At 27.1% G+C, this 20,171-nt stretch carries 17 protein-coding genes; 8 read left to right on the forward strand and 9 right to left on the reverse strand.

Annotation, left to right across the window (positions count from 1 at the left end):
* The first annotated feature begins 65 nt into the window (after positions 1-65).
* Positions 66-566, forward strand: coding sequence for a gamma carbonic anhydrase family protein (locus BT997_RS04295; protein ID WP_072680215.1), 501 nt, complete (start codon positions 66-68; stop codon positions 564-566).
* Positions 567-604: 38 nt separating this feature from the next.
* On the opposite strand, the gene BT997_RS04300 is transcribed toward BT997_RS04295, so the two are convergent.
* Genes BT997_RS04300 through recR form a run of 4 tightly spaced genes read right to left on the reverse strand, consistent with a single transcriptional unit; the run spans position 605 to position 3,860 of the window.
* Positions 605-1,525, reverse strand: coding sequence for a dUTP diphosphatase (locus BT997_RS04300; protein WP_072680216.1), 921 nt, complete (start codon positions 1,523-1,525; stop codon positions 605-607).
* Between the two features lie 57 nt (positions 1,526-1,582).
* On the reverse strand, positions 1,583-3,091 hold the full coding sequence (locus tag BT997_RS04305; protein WP_072680217.1) for a PAS domain-containing sensor histidine kinase: 1,509 nt from the start codon (positions 3,089-3,091) through the stop codon (positions 1,583-1,585).
* 2 nt (positions 3,092-3,093) lie between these two features.
* Complete coding sequence (locus tag BT997_RS04310; protein ID WP_072680218.1) at positions 3,094-3,264, reverse strand: uracil-DNA glycosylase; 171 nt, start codon at positions 3,262-3,264, stop codon at positions 3,094-3,096.
* Positions 3,265-3,287: 23 nt separating this feature from the next.
* Positions 3,288-3,860 carry a recombination mediator RecR gene (gene recR / locus BT997_RS04315; protein WP_072680219.1) on the reverse strand — a complete coding sequence of 191 codons (573 nt, stop codon included), beginning with the start codon at positions 3,858-3,860 and terminating at the stop codon, positions 3,288-3,290.
* Between the two features lie 71 nt (positions 3,861-3,931).
* On the opposite strand from recR, the gene dnaJ reads away from it, so the two are divergent.
* The gene (dnaJ, locus tag BT997_RS04320; protein WP_072680220.1) at positions 3,932-5,065 is read left to right on the forward strand and encodes a molecular chaperone DnaJ; all 1,134 of its coding nucleotides are present in this window, start codon (positions 3,932-3,934) and stop codon (positions 5,063-5,065) included.
* Between the two features lie 75 nt (positions 5,066-5,140).
* Complete coding sequence (locus BT997_RS04325) at positions 5,141-8,539, forward strand: transporter substrate-binding domain-containing protein (RefSeq protein WP_072680221.1); 3,399 nt, start codon at positions 5,141-5,143, stop codon at positions 8,537-8,539.
* On the opposite strand, the gene BT997_RS04330 is transcribed toward BT997_RS04325, so the two are convergent.
* Positions 8,519-10,813, reverse strand: a complete 2,295-nt coding sequence (locus BT997_RS04330; protein ID WP_072680222.1) for an EAL domain-containing protein — start codon at positions 10,811-10,813, stop codon at positions 8,519-8,521. The two genes, BT997_RS04325 and BT997_RS04330, sit on opposite strands and share 21 nt — an antisense overlap.
* A 2-nt stretch (positions 10,814-10,815) precedes the next feature.
* Positions 10,816-11,766, reverse strand: coding sequence for an ABC transporter substrate-binding protein (locus BT997_RS04335; RefSeq protein WP_072680223.1), 951 nt, complete (start codon positions 11,764-11,766; stop codon positions 10,816-10,818).
* Positions 11,767-11,956: 190 nt separating this feature from the next.
* Here BT997_RS04335 and BT997_RS04340 point away from each other — a divergent pair, with 190 nt between their 5' ends.
* Positions 11,957-12,337 (forward strand): acyl-CoA thioesterase, encoded by a 381-nt coding sequence (locus tag BT997_RS04340; RefSeq protein WP_072680224.1) that lies wholly within the window; start codon positions 11,957-11,959, stop codon positions 12,335-12,337.
* Positions 12,338-12,358: 21 nt separating this feature from the next.
* Here BT997_RS04340 and BT997_RS04345 read toward each other — a convergent pair whose 3' ends face one another.
* On the reverse strand, positions 12,359-13,993 hold the full coding sequence (locus BT997_RS04345; protein ID WP_072680225.1) for a sodium:solute symporter: 1,635 nt from the start codon (positions 13,991-13,993) through the stop codon (positions 12,359-12,361).
* Complete coding sequence (locus BT997_RS15515; protein WP_174247194.1) at positions 13,993-14,160, reverse strand: symporter small accessory protein; 168 nt, start codon at positions 14,158-14,160, stop codon at positions 13,993-13,995. The genes BT997_RS04345 and BT997_RS15515 overlap by 1 nt, the downstream gene beginning before the upstream one ends.
* A gap of 473 nt (positions 14,161-14,633) precedes the next feature.
* On the opposite strand from BT997_RS15515, the gene BT997_RS04350 reads away from it, so the two are divergent.
* From BT997_RS04350 to BT997_RS04365, 4 genes are read left to right on the forward strand one after another with little or no spacing between them, the layout of a single operon-like run.
* A complete protein-coding gene (locus BT997_RS04350; protein WP_072680226.1) occupies positions 14,634-16,466 on the forward strand; it encodes a thiamine pyrophosphate-dependent enzyme in 1,833 nt (610 codons plus the stop codon).
* The gene (locus BT997_RS04355; RefSeq protein ID WP_072680227.1) at positions 16,466-16,999 is read left to right on the forward strand and encodes a 2-oxoacid:acceptor oxidoreductase family protein; all 534 of its coding nucleotides are present in this window, start codon (positions 16,466-16,468) and stop codon (positions 16,997-16,999) included. The genes BT997_RS04350 and BT997_RS04355 overlap by 1 nt, the downstream gene beginning before the upstream one ends.
* A gap of 1 nt (position 17,000) precedes the next feature.
* Complete coding sequence (locus BT997_RS04360; protein WP_174247195.1) at positions 17,001-18,296, forward strand: phenylacetate--CoA ligase family protein; 1,296 nt, start codon at positions 17,001-17,003, stop codon at positions 18,294-18,296.
* Positions 18,297-18,304: 8 nt separating this feature from the next.
* Positions 18,305-18,730 carry an amino acid-binding protein gene (locus BT997_RS04365; RefSeq protein ID WP_072680228.1) on the forward strand — a complete coding sequence of 142 codons (426 nt, stop codon included), beginning with the start codon at positions 18,305-18,307 and terminating at the stop codon, positions 18,728-18,730.
* Positions 18,731-18,741: 11 nt separating this feature from the next.
* Here the strand turns inward: BT997_RS04365 and BT997_RS04370 are convergent, their stop codons facing one another.
* Positions 18,742-20,037, reverse strand: a complete 1,296-nt coding sequence (locus BT997_RS04370; RefSeq protein ID WP_072680229.1) for a phenylacetate--CoA ligase family protein — start codon at positions 20,035-20,037, stop codon at positions 18,742-18,744.
* Between the last annotated feature and the right edge of the window lie 134 nt (positions 20,038-20,171).

Raw genomic sequence — 20,171 nt, forward strand, 5'->3', positions numbered from 1 at the left:
TTACTTCTTGCAATTTACAAATCTAGTAGATATAATAAATCCAAATTTTTAATATAAGGTTTTAGATGATAATGAAATTTAAAGAGTTTTATCCAAAAATTAATAGTAAAGCTTGGGTAGCTCCAAGTGCAGATGTAATAGGCGATGTTGAAATTGGTGAAAATTCTTCTATTTGGTTTGGCTGTGTAATAAGAGCAGATGTAAATGAAGTAAGAATTGGTAAAAATACAAATGTGCAGGATTTGTCAATGATTCATACTGATTCACATACTAAAACTGTTTTAGGTGATAATGTAACCATTGGACATAAAGTTATGTTACATGGTTGTGAAGTACAAGATAACTGTCTTATTGGTATGAGTGCAACAATTTTGGATAATGCTGTTATAGGTGAAGGTTCAATAGTGGGTGCAAATTCATTAGTTACTCAAGGAAAAAAATTTCCTCCAAGAAGTTTAATTATGGGAAGCCCTGCAAAAGTTGTTAAAGAATTAACGCAAGAAGATGTTGATGGTCTAATTAAACATGCAGGACATTATGTCGAATATAAAAATGACTATTCTTAATATAATTTAATTAAAAAATAAAAAGAGACTTTCTCTTTTTATTTTCCTGGATAGCTATTTTCTAATTGTGAATAAAGATCATCAAAACTAACATTTTCCATAGTTTCTAATATTGAAACCATTACAACATTATCTTCATCACCATTCCATTCTTTGATATATGTACCTTCTTTATAACCATGGTCTTGTCTAAATTTGTTTAAACAATTTTTACCAATATACAATTTTTGAAGCCATGTAAATGATAATCCTGATATTTTACAACATCTAAAGAATTGATCAATAAATCTCTCAATTCCACTAAATGAAGGCATATTACCAGTTTCAATTGCTAATGAGATATAAGATAACTTTTCAGATTCTTTTACCATAGCTTTTACATCTACGTCTTCTACTGCTTCATAAATACAATGAGTATTTACTAAAGAAACCGCTCTAGGTACATTTGTTTCTTGTAAAATATAAGACATTAAAAAATGCCAAATATCAACAAGTTCAACATGAATATTGTTCATATCAGGTTCTGCATTAATATTTTTCCAATGTTTCCATGGAGTAGAATCAATTAATTCTGCAACTTCCATATGAATACATCTAAGCCAATTGATATCTTTACCAAATTTATTTACACCTAATTCCCAATTTTTACCATTTGTTGAATCATTTAATTCTTTTTGTAATAAGAACATTTCTTCAAGTTTATGAGGGAAAGAAGATGCTTCATCAAGTAATTCAGCTAAAGGTAAACACTCCTCTACTAAATTATCAAGAGAAATACTATTTGGTAAATCTTTATCCCCTTTTAATAGGTGAATGATTAACGATATAGTATAAGGAACTTCATCTTTTTCTTCCCATTCAAGGATATCTGCTGGTGTTACGCCAATATAATGTACAAAATCTTCAATCGTAACAAAACCAAGTGATTTAATACTATCTTTTAAGTCTTTATATAACAAATTATTACTCCTAAATTAATTAAAAAATTAAAGCTTTTATTTTACACAAATATTACTTTACATAAAATCATTTTCTTTTGGCAATTCAATTTTAAAAACAGCACCATTCTCTGAATTGCTAACTGATAATTTACCTTTACTATGTTTTTCTATTATAGTCTTACACATATATAATCCAAGTCCAGTACCATTTTTATTGGATTTTGTAGAAAAATAAGGTTCAAATACTTTATTTAAAATATCTTCAGGTATTCCACCTGCATTATCTTCTATTTCAATTACAAGGTATTTTTCTTCTTCATAGAATTTAATAAATAATTTTCTCTCTTTAATATCTCTATCAATTAAAACATCTCTTGCATTTTTTATTAAATTAATAAATACTTGAACTAACTCATTTACATGTATCATTATTTCAATATCTGTTTTTGAATCTAAAGTAACTTCAATAGAATCAGTTTTTGTCATAAAGCCTAAAAAGTCTAATGCTTTATTTACTACTTCAATAACTGCAACTTTTTCTTTAGGTTTATCAGGTAAAAAGAAATCTCTAAAGTCATCAATTGTTTTACTCATATATTCAAGTTGTTTACCAATACCAGAAACTACTTGATCTAAAAGCTCATCACTTATTTCGCCTTCAAGAACTTTATTTAAGGGTAGTTTTTGTATTAAAATAGAAACTGCTTGAAGTGGTTGTCTCCATTGATGAGCAATCATACTTATCATTTCACCCATAGCAGCAGATTTAGATTGTTCTACAAGTATATTTTGTTGTTCTTCTAAATTTTTCTTAGAAGTTATATCTTGTCTAATTGCATCATATGATTTAAAATTGCCATTAGAATCATAATTAGGAGTTATTATCACGTGAACCCAATAAGAAGAGCCATCTTTTCTTCTATTTTTAAGCTCACCTTTCCATACTTGTCCAGATTCTATTGTCTTCCATAACTCTTCATAAGTCTCACTAGAAATATCTTGGTGACGAACTATATTATGCATATGACCTATTAATTCTTCTTCTTTATATCCAGAGATATCACAAAAAGCTTCAGAAACACTAATAATTTTCCCAGAAGCATCAGTACTAGACATAATTACATTTTTATCAATAATTTTACTAGATTTTGATAATTCATTTTCTACATCAAGTATAGAACGAGAATATTTATCTAGTACTCCTGCAAAATTACTCTCAAAAATATAATTTATCTCTTTTTCTATTTGTAAATTAGTGATTTTTAAATCATATGTATATTCAAGTAAAGCATTTTTAAAACCTGTACAGATTATAAAAAGTTCTGAAGGTGTAATATTTTTATCTTTTAAATATAAAACAAGCTCATCAATAACAGGACAATCTCCTATTTTTTTATTATCATTAACAATATCTATATAATAATCTAATATACCCAAGGCATATTTTTTGACAAATATTTCTCTATTTATTTGATGTACTTTTAATATTTTTAATATCTTACTATCACTAATCCAATATTTAATTATAGAAATTTTATTTTTTTTGTATTGAGAAATATAATTTTTTAGTATAAAAAGTTCCATATTTATCCACTTTTCAACTCATAAAATGAGCAATCAAGACCACTACTTCTTTTTACAACTACAGAAGGTATTGTTTTTGATTTAAAACCATAAGCTTTACAACCATGAGGTTTGTTTTGTTCCCAAGTTACATAATAGAATTTACATTTTTGGCAAACTATTCTTTTATTCATAAATAATATCTTATCTAACTTTCTTAAATATTAACTTTACTTTGTATAGCCTTAGCTAAAGACAAGATATCTACATTCTCTAAACTAACACCTGTTGGAACACCTTGAGCAATTTTTGTAAAGTTAATTTTAAAATCTTTTAATTTATCCTCAATAAATAAAATAAAAGCATCATTAGATAAAGAAGGAGTTATTGCAAATAAAACATCTTCTACTTCATTTTCTTTTACAAAGTTTAACATCTTATCAACTGCTTCAGGTTCTAATTCTTCAATTACAAAGTATAAACCGTCAAATTGTTTAGATTCTTCAATTATAAATATATCTTTTGCACTTTGTACAATACAAACTTTTGTCTTATCTCTACTGTCATCTAAACATACTTCACATATCTCATGTTCACTCATAGAACCACAATTAATACATTTTTTTATATTTCTTAACGCATTTTCAATACTATGTGCAATTTTAATACCACTATAACTGTCATTCATTACTATATGATATGCTAATCTCAAAGCAGATTTCTTACCTATTGTAGGCAAAGATTCAAATGCATCAACTAAATCATAAAACTTTTCTAAACCTTTTTTCATGCGCGAATTATATCTAATCTTAATAGTTATTTAGATAAAATCGCGAAAATTATATTTATAGGAGTTAGTAATTGACTGAAATTAATTATTATGAATTATTAGAAGTTACTAAGGATAGTGACAAAAGTACTATAAAAAAAGCATATAGAAAAATGGCTATGAAGTATCATCCAGATAAAAATCCTGATGATCATGAAGCAGAAGAGAAATTTAAAGCAGTAAATGAAGCATATCAGGTTTTAAGTGATGATGAAAAAAGACAAATCTATGATAGATATGGTAAGGCTGGTCTAGAAGGTCATGGTCAAGGAGGAGGATTCTCTGGTGGAGGATTTGATGACTTAGGTTCTATTTTTGAAGAAATGTTCAGTGGTTCAGGATTTGGCGGTTTTGGAGGAAATTCTAGAAGACGTGAGAGAAAAAGCTATAACTATAACTTAGATATTGCTATTGAAATTGAAGTTGAATTTAATGAAGCAATTTTTGGTTGTAAAAAAGAGATTAAATATCCACATAAATCAGCTTGTAAAGACTGTAAAGGTACGGGTGCTAAAAATGGAAAACTAAGTACATGTACTCATTGTAATGGTCAAGGACAAGTACATATGAGACAAGGATTTATGACTTTTGCTCAAACTTGTCCTCATTGTGAAGGTTCAGGTCAAGCAGCAAGTAGTAAATGTAAAACTTGTACAGGTTCAGGATATAAAGAAACAAAAGAAAAATTTGAAGTAAATATTCCTGAAGGTGTTAACAACGGAAATAGAATTAGAGTTTCAAATAAAGGTAATACAGCACCAGATGGTACAAGAGGAGATTTATATTTACAAATTAGAGTAAAAGAAGATTCTCATTTTGTAAGACATGATGATGATATCTATATTGAAGTACCTATTTTCTTTACTCAAGTTGCATTAGGTGCATCTATTAAAATTCCAGGTTTAAGAGGAGAATTAAATCTTAAAATTCCAGCTGGTACAAAAGATAAAGAGCAATTTAAATTTCATGGAGAAGGTGTAACTTCTGTTCAAGGTTATGGTAAAGGTGATTTAATTGTACAAATCAAAATTAAATATCCTAAATCATTAAATAACGAACAAACTGAACTTTTAGAAAAACTTCAAGATAGTTTTGGAGTTGAAAGTAAGCCACATGAATCGAACTTTGAGGGAATGTTTGAAAAAGTAAAAAAATGGTTTTCATAATCCTTTAAAATTTAAATAATTTATTATTAACTTGTAACTCTTATTTATGTATAATAATGCTAAATAAGGGCTACAATGCAAAATCTAAAAATAATCATATTTTTTCTACTATTTATCACACTTCATTCTTTTGCCTCAAACAAAATTGAATTTACTAAAGAAGAATTAAACTTTATAAAAAGTAATCCTACAATTACTATTGGTGCAGAAAGAGATTGGCCTCCTTTTGATTTTGTTGAAAATGATGAATATACAGGTCTTGCAAAAGACTATTTAGATTTAATTGAAAAGAAAACTGGATTGAAATTCGATTACTCTATTGATTCTTGGCAAAACCTTTTAGATAAAACAAAAAACAAACAAATAGATTTACTTCCTATTCTTTCAAAAAATAAACATAGAGAAGAATTCCTTTTATACACAAAGCCATATTTATCTATAAGAGACTATGTATTTACAGATAATAATATCTCTTATAAATCAATGGATGAATTAAAAGGTAAAAAAATTGCAATAATAAAAGGTTATGTTCAAGAAAAGTTTATAAAGAACAATTACCCAAGTATAGAAATAGTTTATGTAAAAAACATTTTAGAATCAATTGATGCAGTTGTAACAAGAAAAGTTGATTTTATTATTTCAAATATTGCCATAATTAACTATTTTATAAATAAACACTCTATAAGTAATATAAAAGCGCAGTTTCATACAAAATATGAAGGTAATCTTTTGTATATGGCTACAAGAAATGACTATCCGATACTAAAAAATATTATTGATAAAGCTTTATCAAGTCTAACAATAGAAGAAAAAAATAGAATATCTATGAAATGGAAAAATAAAAAGTATGATGAAAACTTAAGTATTCAATTAGACTTGAATGAAAATGAGAAACAATATTTAAAAGAAAAAGATGCTCTTTATATTGCAAATGAGCTAGATTGGATACCTTTTGATTATTATGAAAATAATACACCTAAAGGTTATACTATTGATTATATCAAGCTTATATCTCAAAAACTTGGATTAAAACCAATTTTTGTCACTGATAAATGGACTTCTCTTATAAAAAGACTCAAAAATAAAGAGATAGATATTCTTCCTGTAATAGGATATAACAAAAAAAGAGAAGATTTTTTATTATATACTCAATCTTTTATGTCACAAACGTTATCAATTGTTACAAAAAAATCTCGTACTGATATTATAAATATAGATGATTTAAATAATAAAAAAATAGGTATGGCAAAAGGATGGCATCTTACTAATGTATTTAAAAAAAATTATCCAAATGCAAATGTAATTGAATTTGAATCTTTAACAGATATCTTTAATTCAATAGAAAATAACTTTATAGATGCAACAATTCAAAATGATTTATTAGCAAGTTATTATATAAATAAAAACTATTATGGAAAATTAAAAGCAAGCAGCCATGTATCACTTGATGGTTTTAAAAGTGAATTATATGTAGGAGTAAGAAAAGATTTAAATGTACTCCATCCATTAATTGACAAAGCTATAAGTTCTATAACAAAAGAAGAACAGAAAGCATTAGAAAACAAATGGATTAATATTTCTAAAAAAATTAATTTTACTAACGAAGAATTGAATTTTATAAAAAATAAAAAAATAAATGTAATATCTACAAATAATTGGTCTCCCTTTAATTCAGTAGAAAATGATGAATTATACGGAATAAGTGTAGATTTTTGGAATTATATAAAAGATAAAGCTAATTTAAAAACAAGCTTAAGCTCAAATAATAAAATTTCAGTAGTATTAGATTCGATAAAAGAAAAGAAAAGTGATATATTAATTGCAGCAACAAAAACAAATGATAGAGAAAAATATTCTATATTTAGTGACGGTTATTTAAAATCCCCAATTGGAATTGCTACATTACAAGATAAAAATTATATTGCAAGTGCAGAAGAATTAATAGGTAAAAAAATTGCTGTAGGAGAAAATTCCTCTGCACATAGATTATTAGAAGAAAAATATCCAACAATTAAATTTGTTTTTGTAAATGATGTTATCCAAGGATTAGAGTATGTAAGTGAAAATAGAGTCTTTGCGTATGTAGATATAATGCCTGTACTCTCTCATAATATAAAGAATAGAGGCTATTCTAATTTAAAAATAACAGGTCAAACAGGAATTGATTTAAATCTAAAGTTTATGATTAGAGATGATTACCCTGTTCTTAAAAGTATTGTCAATAAAATTTTAAATAGTATGTCTCCAGAAGACAAAGATCAAATATATAAAAAGTGGTTAAATACTAATATTCAACAAGAAGTTGATTATTCATTATTATGGAAAACAATTCTAGTATTTTTAATTATTATTATATTTGTTCTTTATAAAAATAAACAGTTAATTGATTATCAACGTAATTTAAAAAAGACTCAAAAAGAGTTAGAAAATTCATTAAAAAATTTTAAATCTTTGATAGATTTAAATATTGCTGGTGTATTAATTATTGAAAACAAAAAAATCAAATATTTAAATGATGAAATAGTTAATATGTTAGAATATAGAAATAAATCTCAACTTATGAATAGAGAACTTACAAATATATTAAAAGAAAATTCTTTAATAGATATATATAAAGATGATTTTGATGGAAATCATGAAATAGAGGCTATAAAAGTTGATGGCTCTACAATACCTGTTCTTCTAAAAACAAAAAAAATAGATTTTGATGGAAAGTCTTCATTTATCCTTTCAATTATCAATTTAACTGAAATTAAAAATAAAGAAGAAATTATGTTTCAACAGTCAAAAATGGCAAGCTTAGGAGAAATGATTGGAAACATTGCACATCAGTGGAGACAACCATTAAGTTCAATTTCTACTGCTGCTTCTGGAATAAAGGTACAAAAAGAGTATGGATTATTAAATGACGAATTATTAGAATATAATCTTGATTCTATAACTGAAACAACAAAATTTTTATCTCAAACTATAGATGATTTTCAAAACTATATAAAAAGTGACAAAAAGAAAAAGAAATTTGATGTTAAAAACAGTATTGAAAAAGTTTTAACTATTGTTAATGCATCATTTAAAAACAATTTTATTAATGTAAATACAAAAATAAATTCAATATATATAAATGGATTTGAAAATGAATTAAATCAAGCTCTATTAAATATATTAACAAATTCAAAAGATGCATTAAAAGAGATAGATGAAGAAAATAGAAATATATTTATTAATACTTTTTGTGAGAATAAATTTGCAGTAATTCAAATCATGGATACAGCGGGTGGAATAGATGAAAAGATTATCCGAAAAGTTTGTGAACCATATTTTACAACTAAACATAAATCACAAGGTACAGGTCTTGGATTATATATGACTCATAAGATTATTACAGATAGTATGAAAGGTTTTATTAAAATAGAAAACTCGCAATTTGAAGATAAAAAAGGTGCAAAAGTTACTTTATACATTCCTATTCAATAGTTTTTCAAACTCTTTATAGTTCATAGGTTTTCCATAAAAGTAACCTTGAATTTTATAACATCCATTTTTAACAAGAAAATCTATCTGCTCTTGGTTTTCAACACCTTCTGCTATAACATCAAGTTTTAAACTCTTTGAAAGAACAATTACTGATTTTGTGATAGCTGTATCTTCTTCATCAAAAGGCAAGTCTTTTACAAATGCTCTATCAATTTTAAGCTTATTAATTGGAAGTTTTTTCAAGTATGCTAAAGATGAATATCCTGTTCCGAAATCATCTACAGAAAGTTTAATCCCTAAAGAACTTATTTCTCTCAACTTTTCAATAGATTCAGAAGGATTTTCCATGATTCCTCCTTCTGTAACTTCTAATTCAATAGAATTATGCTTACAATTATTATCAATTATAGTTTTATTTAATAATTCAATAAAATCATCACTTTTTAGCTGTTTCATAGATAAATTTAAAGATAAAGTACCTGTATCTAATCCTTGATTTTTCCAAATAGAAAATTGTTTTATTGCTTTTTTCATAACAAGTCTATCTAAGTCAACTATTAATCCTGCTTCCTCTGCAATTGGAATAAACGCATTTGGAGGAATTAGTTCTCCTTCTGTATTTTTCCATCTAACTAAGGCTTCCATTCCTATTAATTTATTTATTTTTCCATCATATTGAGGTTGATAATATACAACAAACTCATCATTTTTAATTGCTTCTCTTAGTTTGTTTTCAAGTACTATTTTTTTCATTACTTTTAAAGTCATATCTTCTGTATAAAATTTAAAAGTATTTCGCCCCTCTTCTTTAGCTCTATACATTGCGGAATCAGCATTTTTTAATAAATCATCAACTGTTTTACCATCATTTGGATAAATTGAAATACCAATACTAATTCTTAGATGAATATTCTGATGATTGAAGGATATAGGAGTATTCATACTAGACATAATCTTTTTTATAACATTTATTATATGTTCAATATTCTCAATATCATCAACTAAAATTAAAAACTCATCACCACCATGCCTACTAATTAAGTCATTTCTTCTCATAATTTTTTTAAAACGATTCGAAATTTCAATTAATACTTCATCTCCAAATTTATGACCAAAAGAATCATTTATTTCTTTAAATCTATCTATATCTATAAATAATAATGCAATTAATTTATCCATACTATTTTTGTTATTTATTTTATTGTCAAAGATTTTTTTAAAATAATTTCTATTGTAAAGACCTGTCAAATCATCATGAGTAGCTTTATAGCTTAATTTATGTTTTGATATTTTATCCTTATGCCAAATTAATATATATAAGACTTGTATTAATATTACTACTAATAATACAGAAATAAAAACAAATAAATTAAAATCTTTTAATGTCAATTGCTTTGTTATAAGAAGGAAACTATGCTCAAAACCCTCAATTTTTTTAAGATAAATCAACTTCTTAAATATATTTTCTTTTTTAGAAGAATTAGCTTCTAGATATTTTCCATACTCATTTATATCTACTATTTCAATATGATATTTATTAAACTTCTTTTTTACTTTTTCTAATAATTTATCAATATTTATATTTATAATGTAAAAACCATTAGTATTTGCATACCTTAAAGATTCATTTTCAATTCTATCTTCACCCTTATATGTAGCTTTAATAAAAAGATTTAGTTTATTACCAAGTTCATCAATTACTCTATCTTTTACTATTACTTTCCCTGATTTAGATGAAAGAATAAAAGCTTCATTGAATATATTATTGTTATATATATCAAAGCCATAAAACCTAGTATATTTGTATGACGCAGGTTCTATATATATAATAGGAGCATATCTATCTTTTAATTTATTAATTTTTATAAGTTTTTGATTTTTATCATAATCTTTTATATAGAAATTGTATAAGCCATTATCTTTCATCTCTTCTTCAAAAGAGACTCTTTCTTTCTCTTGTACAACTGTTGCAAAAGCAATAACTTCCATAAAGTCATAATTTTTTAATAAATCATTTGAGAAACTAGAAAAAGAAGATGTATTCATATTCGATGTATATTGATAATAACTACTTAATGAAGTAATAACACCCTTGGTAGTTGAAACCCTATTAGATAACTCTTTTTCAATGATATTTTCAATATTGTAGTTAAATTTATTTTTTAAATTTGAAACTTGATAAATATATTGAACTACTCCAATAATCAATAATATTAACAGGTTTATTAAAAATACAGTTACTTTTAGTTTTAAAGAAAAGAAAGGAGTCTTCAAATTTAATCCATGTCATATTTTTTTGATTTTATTAATATTTTTCTAGGGAGCTTAATTTTTGCACTATCTACTAACTTTAAATTAATAAAATTGTTCCAAGTCTTATTTGTTGTGATTGAAATATTTTTTATGGCATAACCATTTAAAATACCTTTTGCAGTATTTGCTGCCCATTGACCTTGCTCTTCTGCTTTAATTATTAATCCAATCATAGAAAAAGGCATCATCCATTCATAAGTAGCAAGAACTAACTTTTTACTATTTTTCAATAAAAAATCTTTTACTTTTTTGTCATTCCAATTCTTTATAGCAGAGTTATGTCCTAAAATAATAAAATCACTATTTAGTTGTGCTTCTAAATAACTATTTTTCCATTCATTAATATCATCTACTAAATTATATGATAAATCAATTCCATATTTTTTAGAATATTTAATAAAATATGACAAGTCTTTTTTATCGGTAATAGTATTATCACCTATAAAAGTAGCTTTTCTTCCAATAGACAAATCAACTGCCATTTCATACAGTGCTCTTATAGGTATTATCTCAATCATTCCTGTTACATTAGAATAAGGGAAGCCATATTTATCTGCAGTCCAATTTACTCCTGTAAAAACAAAAGGTATTGAACTATCTTTATAATAAGGTTTTATTAAATATTTTGCAGCATTATCATCTGAAGTGATTACAACATCTGGATTAGTTTTATCTATTAGCTTTTTTGCTTGTAAGGCACTACTCTTTATTGAAGCTTCATCTTTTTTTCTTTTTGTATCCATATTAAATTGAATAACATCACAACTATCTTTTAAAATATATTTTATTTCTTTTGCAATGGTATCTGACCAGACAAAACCATCATGGTAAGAATTTATATATACACATTTTTTATTTGATGTTGAAAATAATAATATTGGCAATAGTAATATAATATAATTGAATCTAAACATTTGTACTATTCCTTTACTATTTATTAATAAAATAACTTTATTTTTAACTGAATAACAGGTATATATATTAAATAATAATTTATCATTAAATTTATAAAATCTAGATTAAAATTATAAATTATATTATTGAAATCTCATTTTATCAATTATTAACGCTATTATTGTTATAACATAAATAAAAAGGATCAATTTGATTTATGATTCTCAAAGAATGGTAATGTATCCGCACTTGAATGCTGCAGGAATTCTTTTTGGTGGTCAAGCTTTGTCTTGGATTGATGAAGAAGCTATTATCTTTGCAGCACAACTTCTAGATACACAAAGATTAGCTACTGTTAAAATGAGTGAAGTATGTTTTAAAAACCCTGCAAATATTGGTGATATTTTAGCAATAGGAACAGAACTTATTAGAACAGGAAAAACTTCTATTACAGTTAAATGTCAAATAAAAAATAAAACTACAGACAGGATTATTCTCACTGTTGAAGAAATTGTTATTGTTGCCTTAGATTATAATAAAAATCCTACAAAGCATATATTAGCAGATAGAGAAATAAAAAGTTTAACTTAAAGGCTAAACAGCCTTTAAGTATCAGTCATTAAAACATTTGTTTAAATGTTTTTCTTCCATTGGTTTTGTCATTAAAGATACAATTATTGCTGTAATAATTGATAAAGGTAATGCAATTATTAAAGCATCTACAAATATAATTTTTCCACTCAATACAGAATGACTTCCTGTTAAAGCTTTTGCAATACCTAAAGCTTTTGCTTCTTTAAAATGAACAAAGACAAGCCAGAATGATGAAGAAAGAAGCCCCACTAACATAGATGCTATAGCACCAGTTCTTGTCATTCTTTTCCAAAATAACCCTGCAATATATGATGGAAGAAATATTGATGCACATAAAGCAAAGAAAATTGCTGTACTTCTTGCAATTATTGCTGGCTGTTTATCAAATGCATAAGCTAAAGCAACAGAAAAAGAAATCATAATAATAATTCCAAGTCTAGTTACTATGACAGAATTACTTTTTGGTTTAATTTGTTGAATTAAATCTCTACCTACTGCTGTTCCCATTGTATGAAATTGAGAAGAAAGTGTACTCATAGCAGCCGAAATTAAAGCAAACAGAAAAATAAATGCAAACCATTTAGGCATAGCTGTATTTATGAAGTGAGGAATTACTTTACCAATACTTCCCGCACTCTGTAATGCATTTTTACCTTCATTAAACTCAAAATACCAAGCATTTGTTAAAGAACCAACTATAAAAACTATACCTGTCATTGAAACAATAAATATTCCACCAATTAGTACTGCTCTATTTAATTCTTGCTTTGAACTAACGGTCATAAATCTTACTATTAGTTGTGGTTGTGCTAAAACACCTATACCTACACCTAAAGTGATAGTTGTAATTACAAATAACCATCCTGGACTAAAAAATGATGGCATTGAATTCCAACCAGAAAAACCCCACATAGTTGAAAGTTTCATCATAAAATCTGGACCACCAGGTTTTAATTCTTTTATAGAAGTATTTGCTAAAGACCCAACAGTTTGATTCCAAACATTCTCTAGTTTTCCAAAAGCTTGATCTATTCCACCTAAAGAATCAAAAGTTACAAATAAAAGTATAATCATTGCAATAAACATGATTGAACCTTGAAGTGCATCTGTCAACATCACACCTTTTAACCCACCTGCTATTACATATGCAGTGATTATTAAAGAAAATACTAATAGTGCACCATGATAATCAACTTGAAAATATAATGCAATAAAATGAGTACCGCCAATTAATACTGCTGTTGCATATAATGGCATGAATAATAGTATAATTATTCCCCCGAACATTTGAATAAATTTTGAATCATATCTTTTACCTAAAAACTCAGGAAAAGTATGTGCATTTAGGCGATAACCCATTTTTCTAGTTGGATTACCAAAAAAAACAAATGCAACAAAAATACCAATTATTATGTTAAAAAATGTTAACCATAATAAAGAGTTACCTAACCATGCTGCTACTCCCCCAAAACCTACAATTGCAGCAGTTGAAATAAATGTTGCCCCATATGATAATGCCATAATAAAAGGATGAGTATCTCGTCCTGCAATTAAATAATCAGTAGTATTCTTAGTTTGTTTGTAACCTAAAAAACCCAAGTAACCTATTAATGATAAGTACAAAATGATGATTATATTTTCAAAAGCTCCCATTATAACCCCTCATCTATTTTATCTTCTGTTTTAGCCCAATTCTTTACACCTTTTCCTGAATCATTACTTCCTTTATTCCAATTAATAGCACCATAAACTACACATATTAATGTACTAATAATTGTTAAATAAAAAGCAAGATTTACCCCAAAATCTGCTCCAACCATCTCATCTCCCTTTGAAATTATTAGAAAAAGTTTATAAGAAACTCTATTACATTTTGTTAAACTGTTTAAAAAATATATTTAAGTTTATAATATAAACAAAAATTCAGCTTAATAATTAAATTAATCTTTTTATAAATTTTTAATTATTGTTTAATAAATTTAAATATAGTTAAAAATATAAATAACCTATACAATAAATATAAATTATAAAATTTTTTGTTAATTTATTAAAATATTTGTAAATTTCTTAAGTTTTCTTACTAATTTTGTCAACTTACTAATTATCACCTTTTAATAATTGAATATCTATTAGTATATTAAATACAACTATATAGGTTAAAAAGTATATTTTTCCATTCATTACCTAATTATTATGATTTTCTACAATTATTTGTAATTTTTAATCATTTAATTTACAATAAAAATTATACTTAGTATAATATTTTAAATTTTATTTAATAATTAGGAAAATCATGAAACAGACGCTTATGGGAAATGATGCAATTGCTTGGGGGATTATTCACTCAGATATTGATATGGTTTCTGGATATCCAGGAACACCGTCTAGTGAAATACTAGGAAATGTTAATAAACTAAAACATCAAATGAATTTAGATTTATATGCAGAATGGGGAACAAATGAAAAAGTTGGTTTTGAAGTAGCCTATGCAGGTGCAGTTGCAGGAAGACGTGCAGCTGCAACTATGAAACAAGTAGGTTTAAACGTTGCAAGTGATGCTTTAATGAGTGCTGCATATATTGGTAACCTAGGAGCCTTTGTATTAATAGTTGCAGATGATCCTGGTTTTCATTCATCTCAAACAGAGCAAGATTCAAGGGTCTTTGCTAAATTTGCAAAAATCCCTGTACTTGATCCAGCAACTCCTCAAGATGCTTATGATTTTGTAAAAATTGCAGCAGATATATCTGAAACATTTCAAACACCTACAATGTTAAGGCCTGTCATGAGAGTTTGTCATGCAAGACAAATTGTTGATATTGATGAGGAAACTAATTTTAAACCAGGGAAAGGTGAATTTAAAAGAGAAATAGGAAGGTGGGCAGCAGTTCCAAGAGCAGGTAGAATAATTCAAGGTTATGAACAAATTGAAAGAATAAATGCTCTTAAAGAATACAACTGGGAAAATCTTATTAAACCTGAATTTGATAAATGTAAAGGTGGTAAACTATTAATACTTACATCTGGAACAGGTGATGGGTTTGCAAGAGAGACATTAGAAGATATTGGTATTGAAGCAGACGTAGTTAAATTTAAGATGCCTTACCCTCTTCCTGAAAATCAAATTAGAGAACAATTTAAAAACTATGAAAAAGTTTTAGTTGTAGAAGAACCTATGCCCTGTATTGAAGAGCAAATTTTAACTGAAAAAGTTCATGGTAAACTAGATGGAACTATGCATGTTATTGATGAGATGCAAAAAGTTTATATTCAAAATGCATTAATAAAAATAGGAGTTTACACTGGAGCTGATTTATATCCAGTTGTACCTTTTAAAGAGGAAATAGCTGCACGTCCTCCTAATCTTTGCCCAGGATGTCCACATAGAGATATTTATTATGCTATTACGAAAGTATTTAGAAAGAAAAAATCTATTTACCCATCAGATATTGGGTGTTATACTCTTGCAATAAACCAAGGTGCAATTGATACAGTTTTATGTATGGGTGCTTCTGTATCAATGGCAAGTGGTTTTTCAATAGCAGATCCAGATAAATATGTAGTAGCAACCATTGGAGATAGTACATTTTTCCATGGAGGTATACCACCATTAGTAAATGCGGTATATCAGAAACACAAATTTATGTTAGTTGTCCTTGATAACTCTGTTGTAGCAATGACAGGAAGACAACTTCCACCACAAAGAGAAAATAAAGAGATTGATATTATGAAGATTGCTGAAGGTTGTGGAGCAGATGTCTATGAACATATCTACTCAAATGATATTCAACACTCTCTTGATTTCTTTAAAGACATGAAAAAAGTATACGATGAAGCAGATGGGCCAATAGTAGTTGTAGTAAGAGAATTCTGTGTTCTTGATAAAGAAGTAGTAGATGACCATATTCCATTAGAGTTTGCAGAAGTAGTTCCTGAAGATTGTACAGCTTGTGATCAATGTACAACTATATATAAATGTCCTCCAATGGCTTATAATGCAGATGGAAAAGTTGAAATTGATCCATTCCTTTGTATTGGTTGTGGTGCCTGTTTAAGTGTAGTTTGTCCAACAGATGCTTTTGTTCAAGATACAAGTCGTGGTATAATTAGAGAGGAAAATAAATAATGAGATATCAAGTAGTAATAGCAGGATTTGGTGGTCAAGGGTCTGTATTTTTAGTAAAGATTTTAGCGTTATGTGCTGGAAATAAAGATGTAGCATGTTTAGGAACAGAAAATCATGGTATGAGTCAAAGAGGTGGTGCAGTTTCATGTACAATCAAACTTGGTAACTATACAAATCCAGTAATTGATGCAAACCAAGCAGATTTATTAATTGGATTAGAAAAGAATGAAGCATTAAGAAATGTTCAGTTTTTGAAACCAACTGGAACTTTAGCAGTAAATGCAGAATCAGATTTTCCTTCGTCTGATATAAATGCTACTGTTTTTCAGGTTGATGCATTTGATAAAGCAAAAAAGAAAGAATTACCAATACAAGGTTTAAACGTGTACATGTTAGGTGTTGTAGTATCTAAATGTGAGGATTTCCCTTTTACAGAAGAAGATGTTAAACAAGCACTAAGAGATTTTAATCCAAAAGTTGCAGAACAAAATATTGAGGTTTTAGAAAAAGCAATAGCAGATACAAAGGCTTAAAATGATTTGGAATAAGGTAGAGAGTAGTTCTTTAGAAAGTCTTAGAAAACTACAAACAAAAAGATTAAAAGAAACTATTAAAAGAGTTTATACATTAACACCTTTTTACAAAAAGAAATTTGATGAGTTAGGAATTAATCCAAAAGATATTAAATCAATAGAAGATATTTCAAAACTTCCTTTTACAAAAAAGCAAGATTTGAGAGACCATTATCCTTTTGGTCTATTTACAGTACCAATGAGTCAAGTAATTCGTGTACATAGTTCATCTGGAACTACTGGAAAACCTACTGTTGTTGGATATACTGAACATGATATGGATGTTTGGGATGAAGTTATGGCTAGAGTTTTTAAAATGGCAGGAACTACAGAAGAAGATATAGTACATAATGCGTATGGATATGGACTTTTTACAGGAGGACTTGGATTACATAATGGTGCTGCAAAAGTAAAAGCGACTGTTATTCCAAGTTCTGGAGGATTTACTGATAGGCAAGTAATGCTTATGAAAGATTTTGGAGCAACTATCCTTGCTTCTACTCCATCATTTGCACTACATATGGCAGAGTCTGCATCTAAAGCAGGAATAGATTATAAAAAAGATTTTAAATTAAAAGCTGGAATTTTTGGTGCAGAACCAACTTCTAAAGGTCTTAAAAAAGAGGTATCAAAAGTCTGGGGAATAGATTATCATGAAATATATGGACTTTCAGAAATTATTGGGCCAGGAGTTAGTTGTTCATGTAAACATAGTGATTTATTGCATATATTTGAAGATCATTTTTATCCAGAGATTATTGATTCTAAAACAGGCGAAATATTACCTGATGGTGAAAGAGGAGAGTTAGTAATAACATCACTAACAAAACAAGCTCTTCCTATAATTAGATATAGAACAGGTGATATTACTTCACTTAAAAGAGAACCCTGTGCTTGTGGAAGAACGATGGTTAGAATGGAAAGCGTTGTAGGCAGAGCTGATGATATGATGATAATCAATGGTGTAAATATCTACCCTTCTCAAATAGAACACGTAATTTCTCAAACAGAAGGACTTACGATTAACTATCAAATAGTTGTAAGTAAAAAAGGACATCTTGATGCTTTAGATATTTTAATTGAAATATCAGATGATGTTATGATAGACTCTATTTCAGAAATTGAAAATATTAAAAAATCAATACAACACAATTTGTTAAATAATCTATATATAAATGCAAATGTAAAACTTGTTGAACCAAGAAGTATAGAAAGAAGTGTTGGAAAAGCTATTAGAATAATAGATAAAAGAGAATAAGGACTAAAATGAGTAAATATACTATCAAACAATTATCTGTATTTATTGAAAATAAACAGGGCGAATTATCAGATATTACATCTTTATTATCAAAAAATAAAATTTCATTAAAGGCCATTAATCTTGTAGATACGAGTGAATTTGGTATTTTAAGACTATTAGTTGATGATGAACTATCAACTAAAAGAATTTTAGATGCAAATGGTTTTTCTTTAACTATTACAGAAGTTTTTGCAGCTGAGATTGATGACCATATTGGTTCATTTAATGATGTAGTTACAATATTATCTGAAAATAATATCAATTTAGAATATACCTATACAATTAACAATGCTAAAAATGGTGCATTTATATTTAAAGTAGGCCTTGCTGATTTTGAAAAAGCGACAAAACTACTAAGTAAATCAAAAGTTAAATTATTAGAAAAGATATAAAAGGAGAGTTATTACTTCCTTTTATCTATAATTCTTACTGCTTTACCTGCACTTCTTTGAATTGAATTTGGTTGTACTAATTTAATTTCTGCATGTATATATAAATTATTTAAAATATCTTTTTGAATTTCCGCTTTTAACTTTTGTAATTCATTTACTGAATCAGACATCATATTATCAGTTAATTCAACATCTAGTTCTAATTTATCCAAATAACCTTTTTTATCTAAAATTATTTGATAATTTAAGGAAACACCTTCTATATTTGATAATACATGTTCTATTTGAGAAGGAAATATATTTACTCCACCTACAATAATCATATCATCACTACGCCCTACTACACTTTCCATTTTTACTGTAGTTCTACCACATCTACAGGGAGTAAAATCTAAAGAGGTAATATCTCCTGTTCTATATCTAATTATAGGAAGACCTTGTTTTGTTATTGTAGTTAAAACTAACTCTCCTCTTTCTCCTTCTTTTACAGGTTCTAAAGTATCTGGATCTAATATTTCTGGATAAAAATGGTCTTCATTTATATGTAACCTATCTGAATGCTTACACCCTCCTGCAACTCCAGGACCAATTATTTCAGATAATCCATATACTTCATAAAAAGGTATTCCCCAGATATCCTTTATTTCATCTTTTAGACCCTTTGAAGCAGGCTCTCCACCATAAAAACCACATTTTAATTGTAAATCTTTTTTTAGATTATAGCCCTCTTTTTTAGCAGTTTCTGCCATATGAAGTGCAAAAGATGGAGTAGTATTTAATACTGTAGCTTTGAAATCTTTCATTAAGAGAAGTTGTCTTGAAGTAAATCCAGTAGAACTGGGTATTACAGCTACTTTCATTCTTTGTGCAGCTTCATGAAAGCCAAGTCCTCCTGTAAAAAGACCATAGCCAATTGCATTATGCAAAATATCAGAAGAATTAACTCCACCCATATAAAATATACGAGCCATAACTTCAGACCAAATATTCATATCTTTTGCTGTATAACCTACAACTGTAGGTTTTCCAGTAGTTCCACTAGAACTATGTATTCTAACAATTTCATCCATATCAACTGCAAATAAGCCATAAGGATAATTATTTCTTAAGTCTTGTTTTTTTGTAAAAGGTAACTTTCTAATATCATCTAATGATTCAATATCTTTTGGATTTATTCCTAAGTCATCAAACTTTTCTTTATAGAAAGGAACTAAAGAATATACACGTTTAACAGTCTCTTGTATATTTTCTAACTGTACTCTTTGCATCCTTTTTCTTGTATATGATTCTGCTTTACAATATATCATATTGGCCTCAATTATTTTATTATTATTCTAAATATTGTAACAAAAATTACCTTATAGCTTAAATTAATAAATTAATTTATTAATATTAGGAAAAAATTATCATTTGTAAAGGTTTTTTAAAAATAATTCAATTA

Source organism: Arcobacter sp. LA11, assembly GCF_001895145.1.
Classification (GTDB): Bacteria; Campylobacterota; Campylobacteria; order Campylobacterales; family Arcobacteraceae; genus Halarcobacter.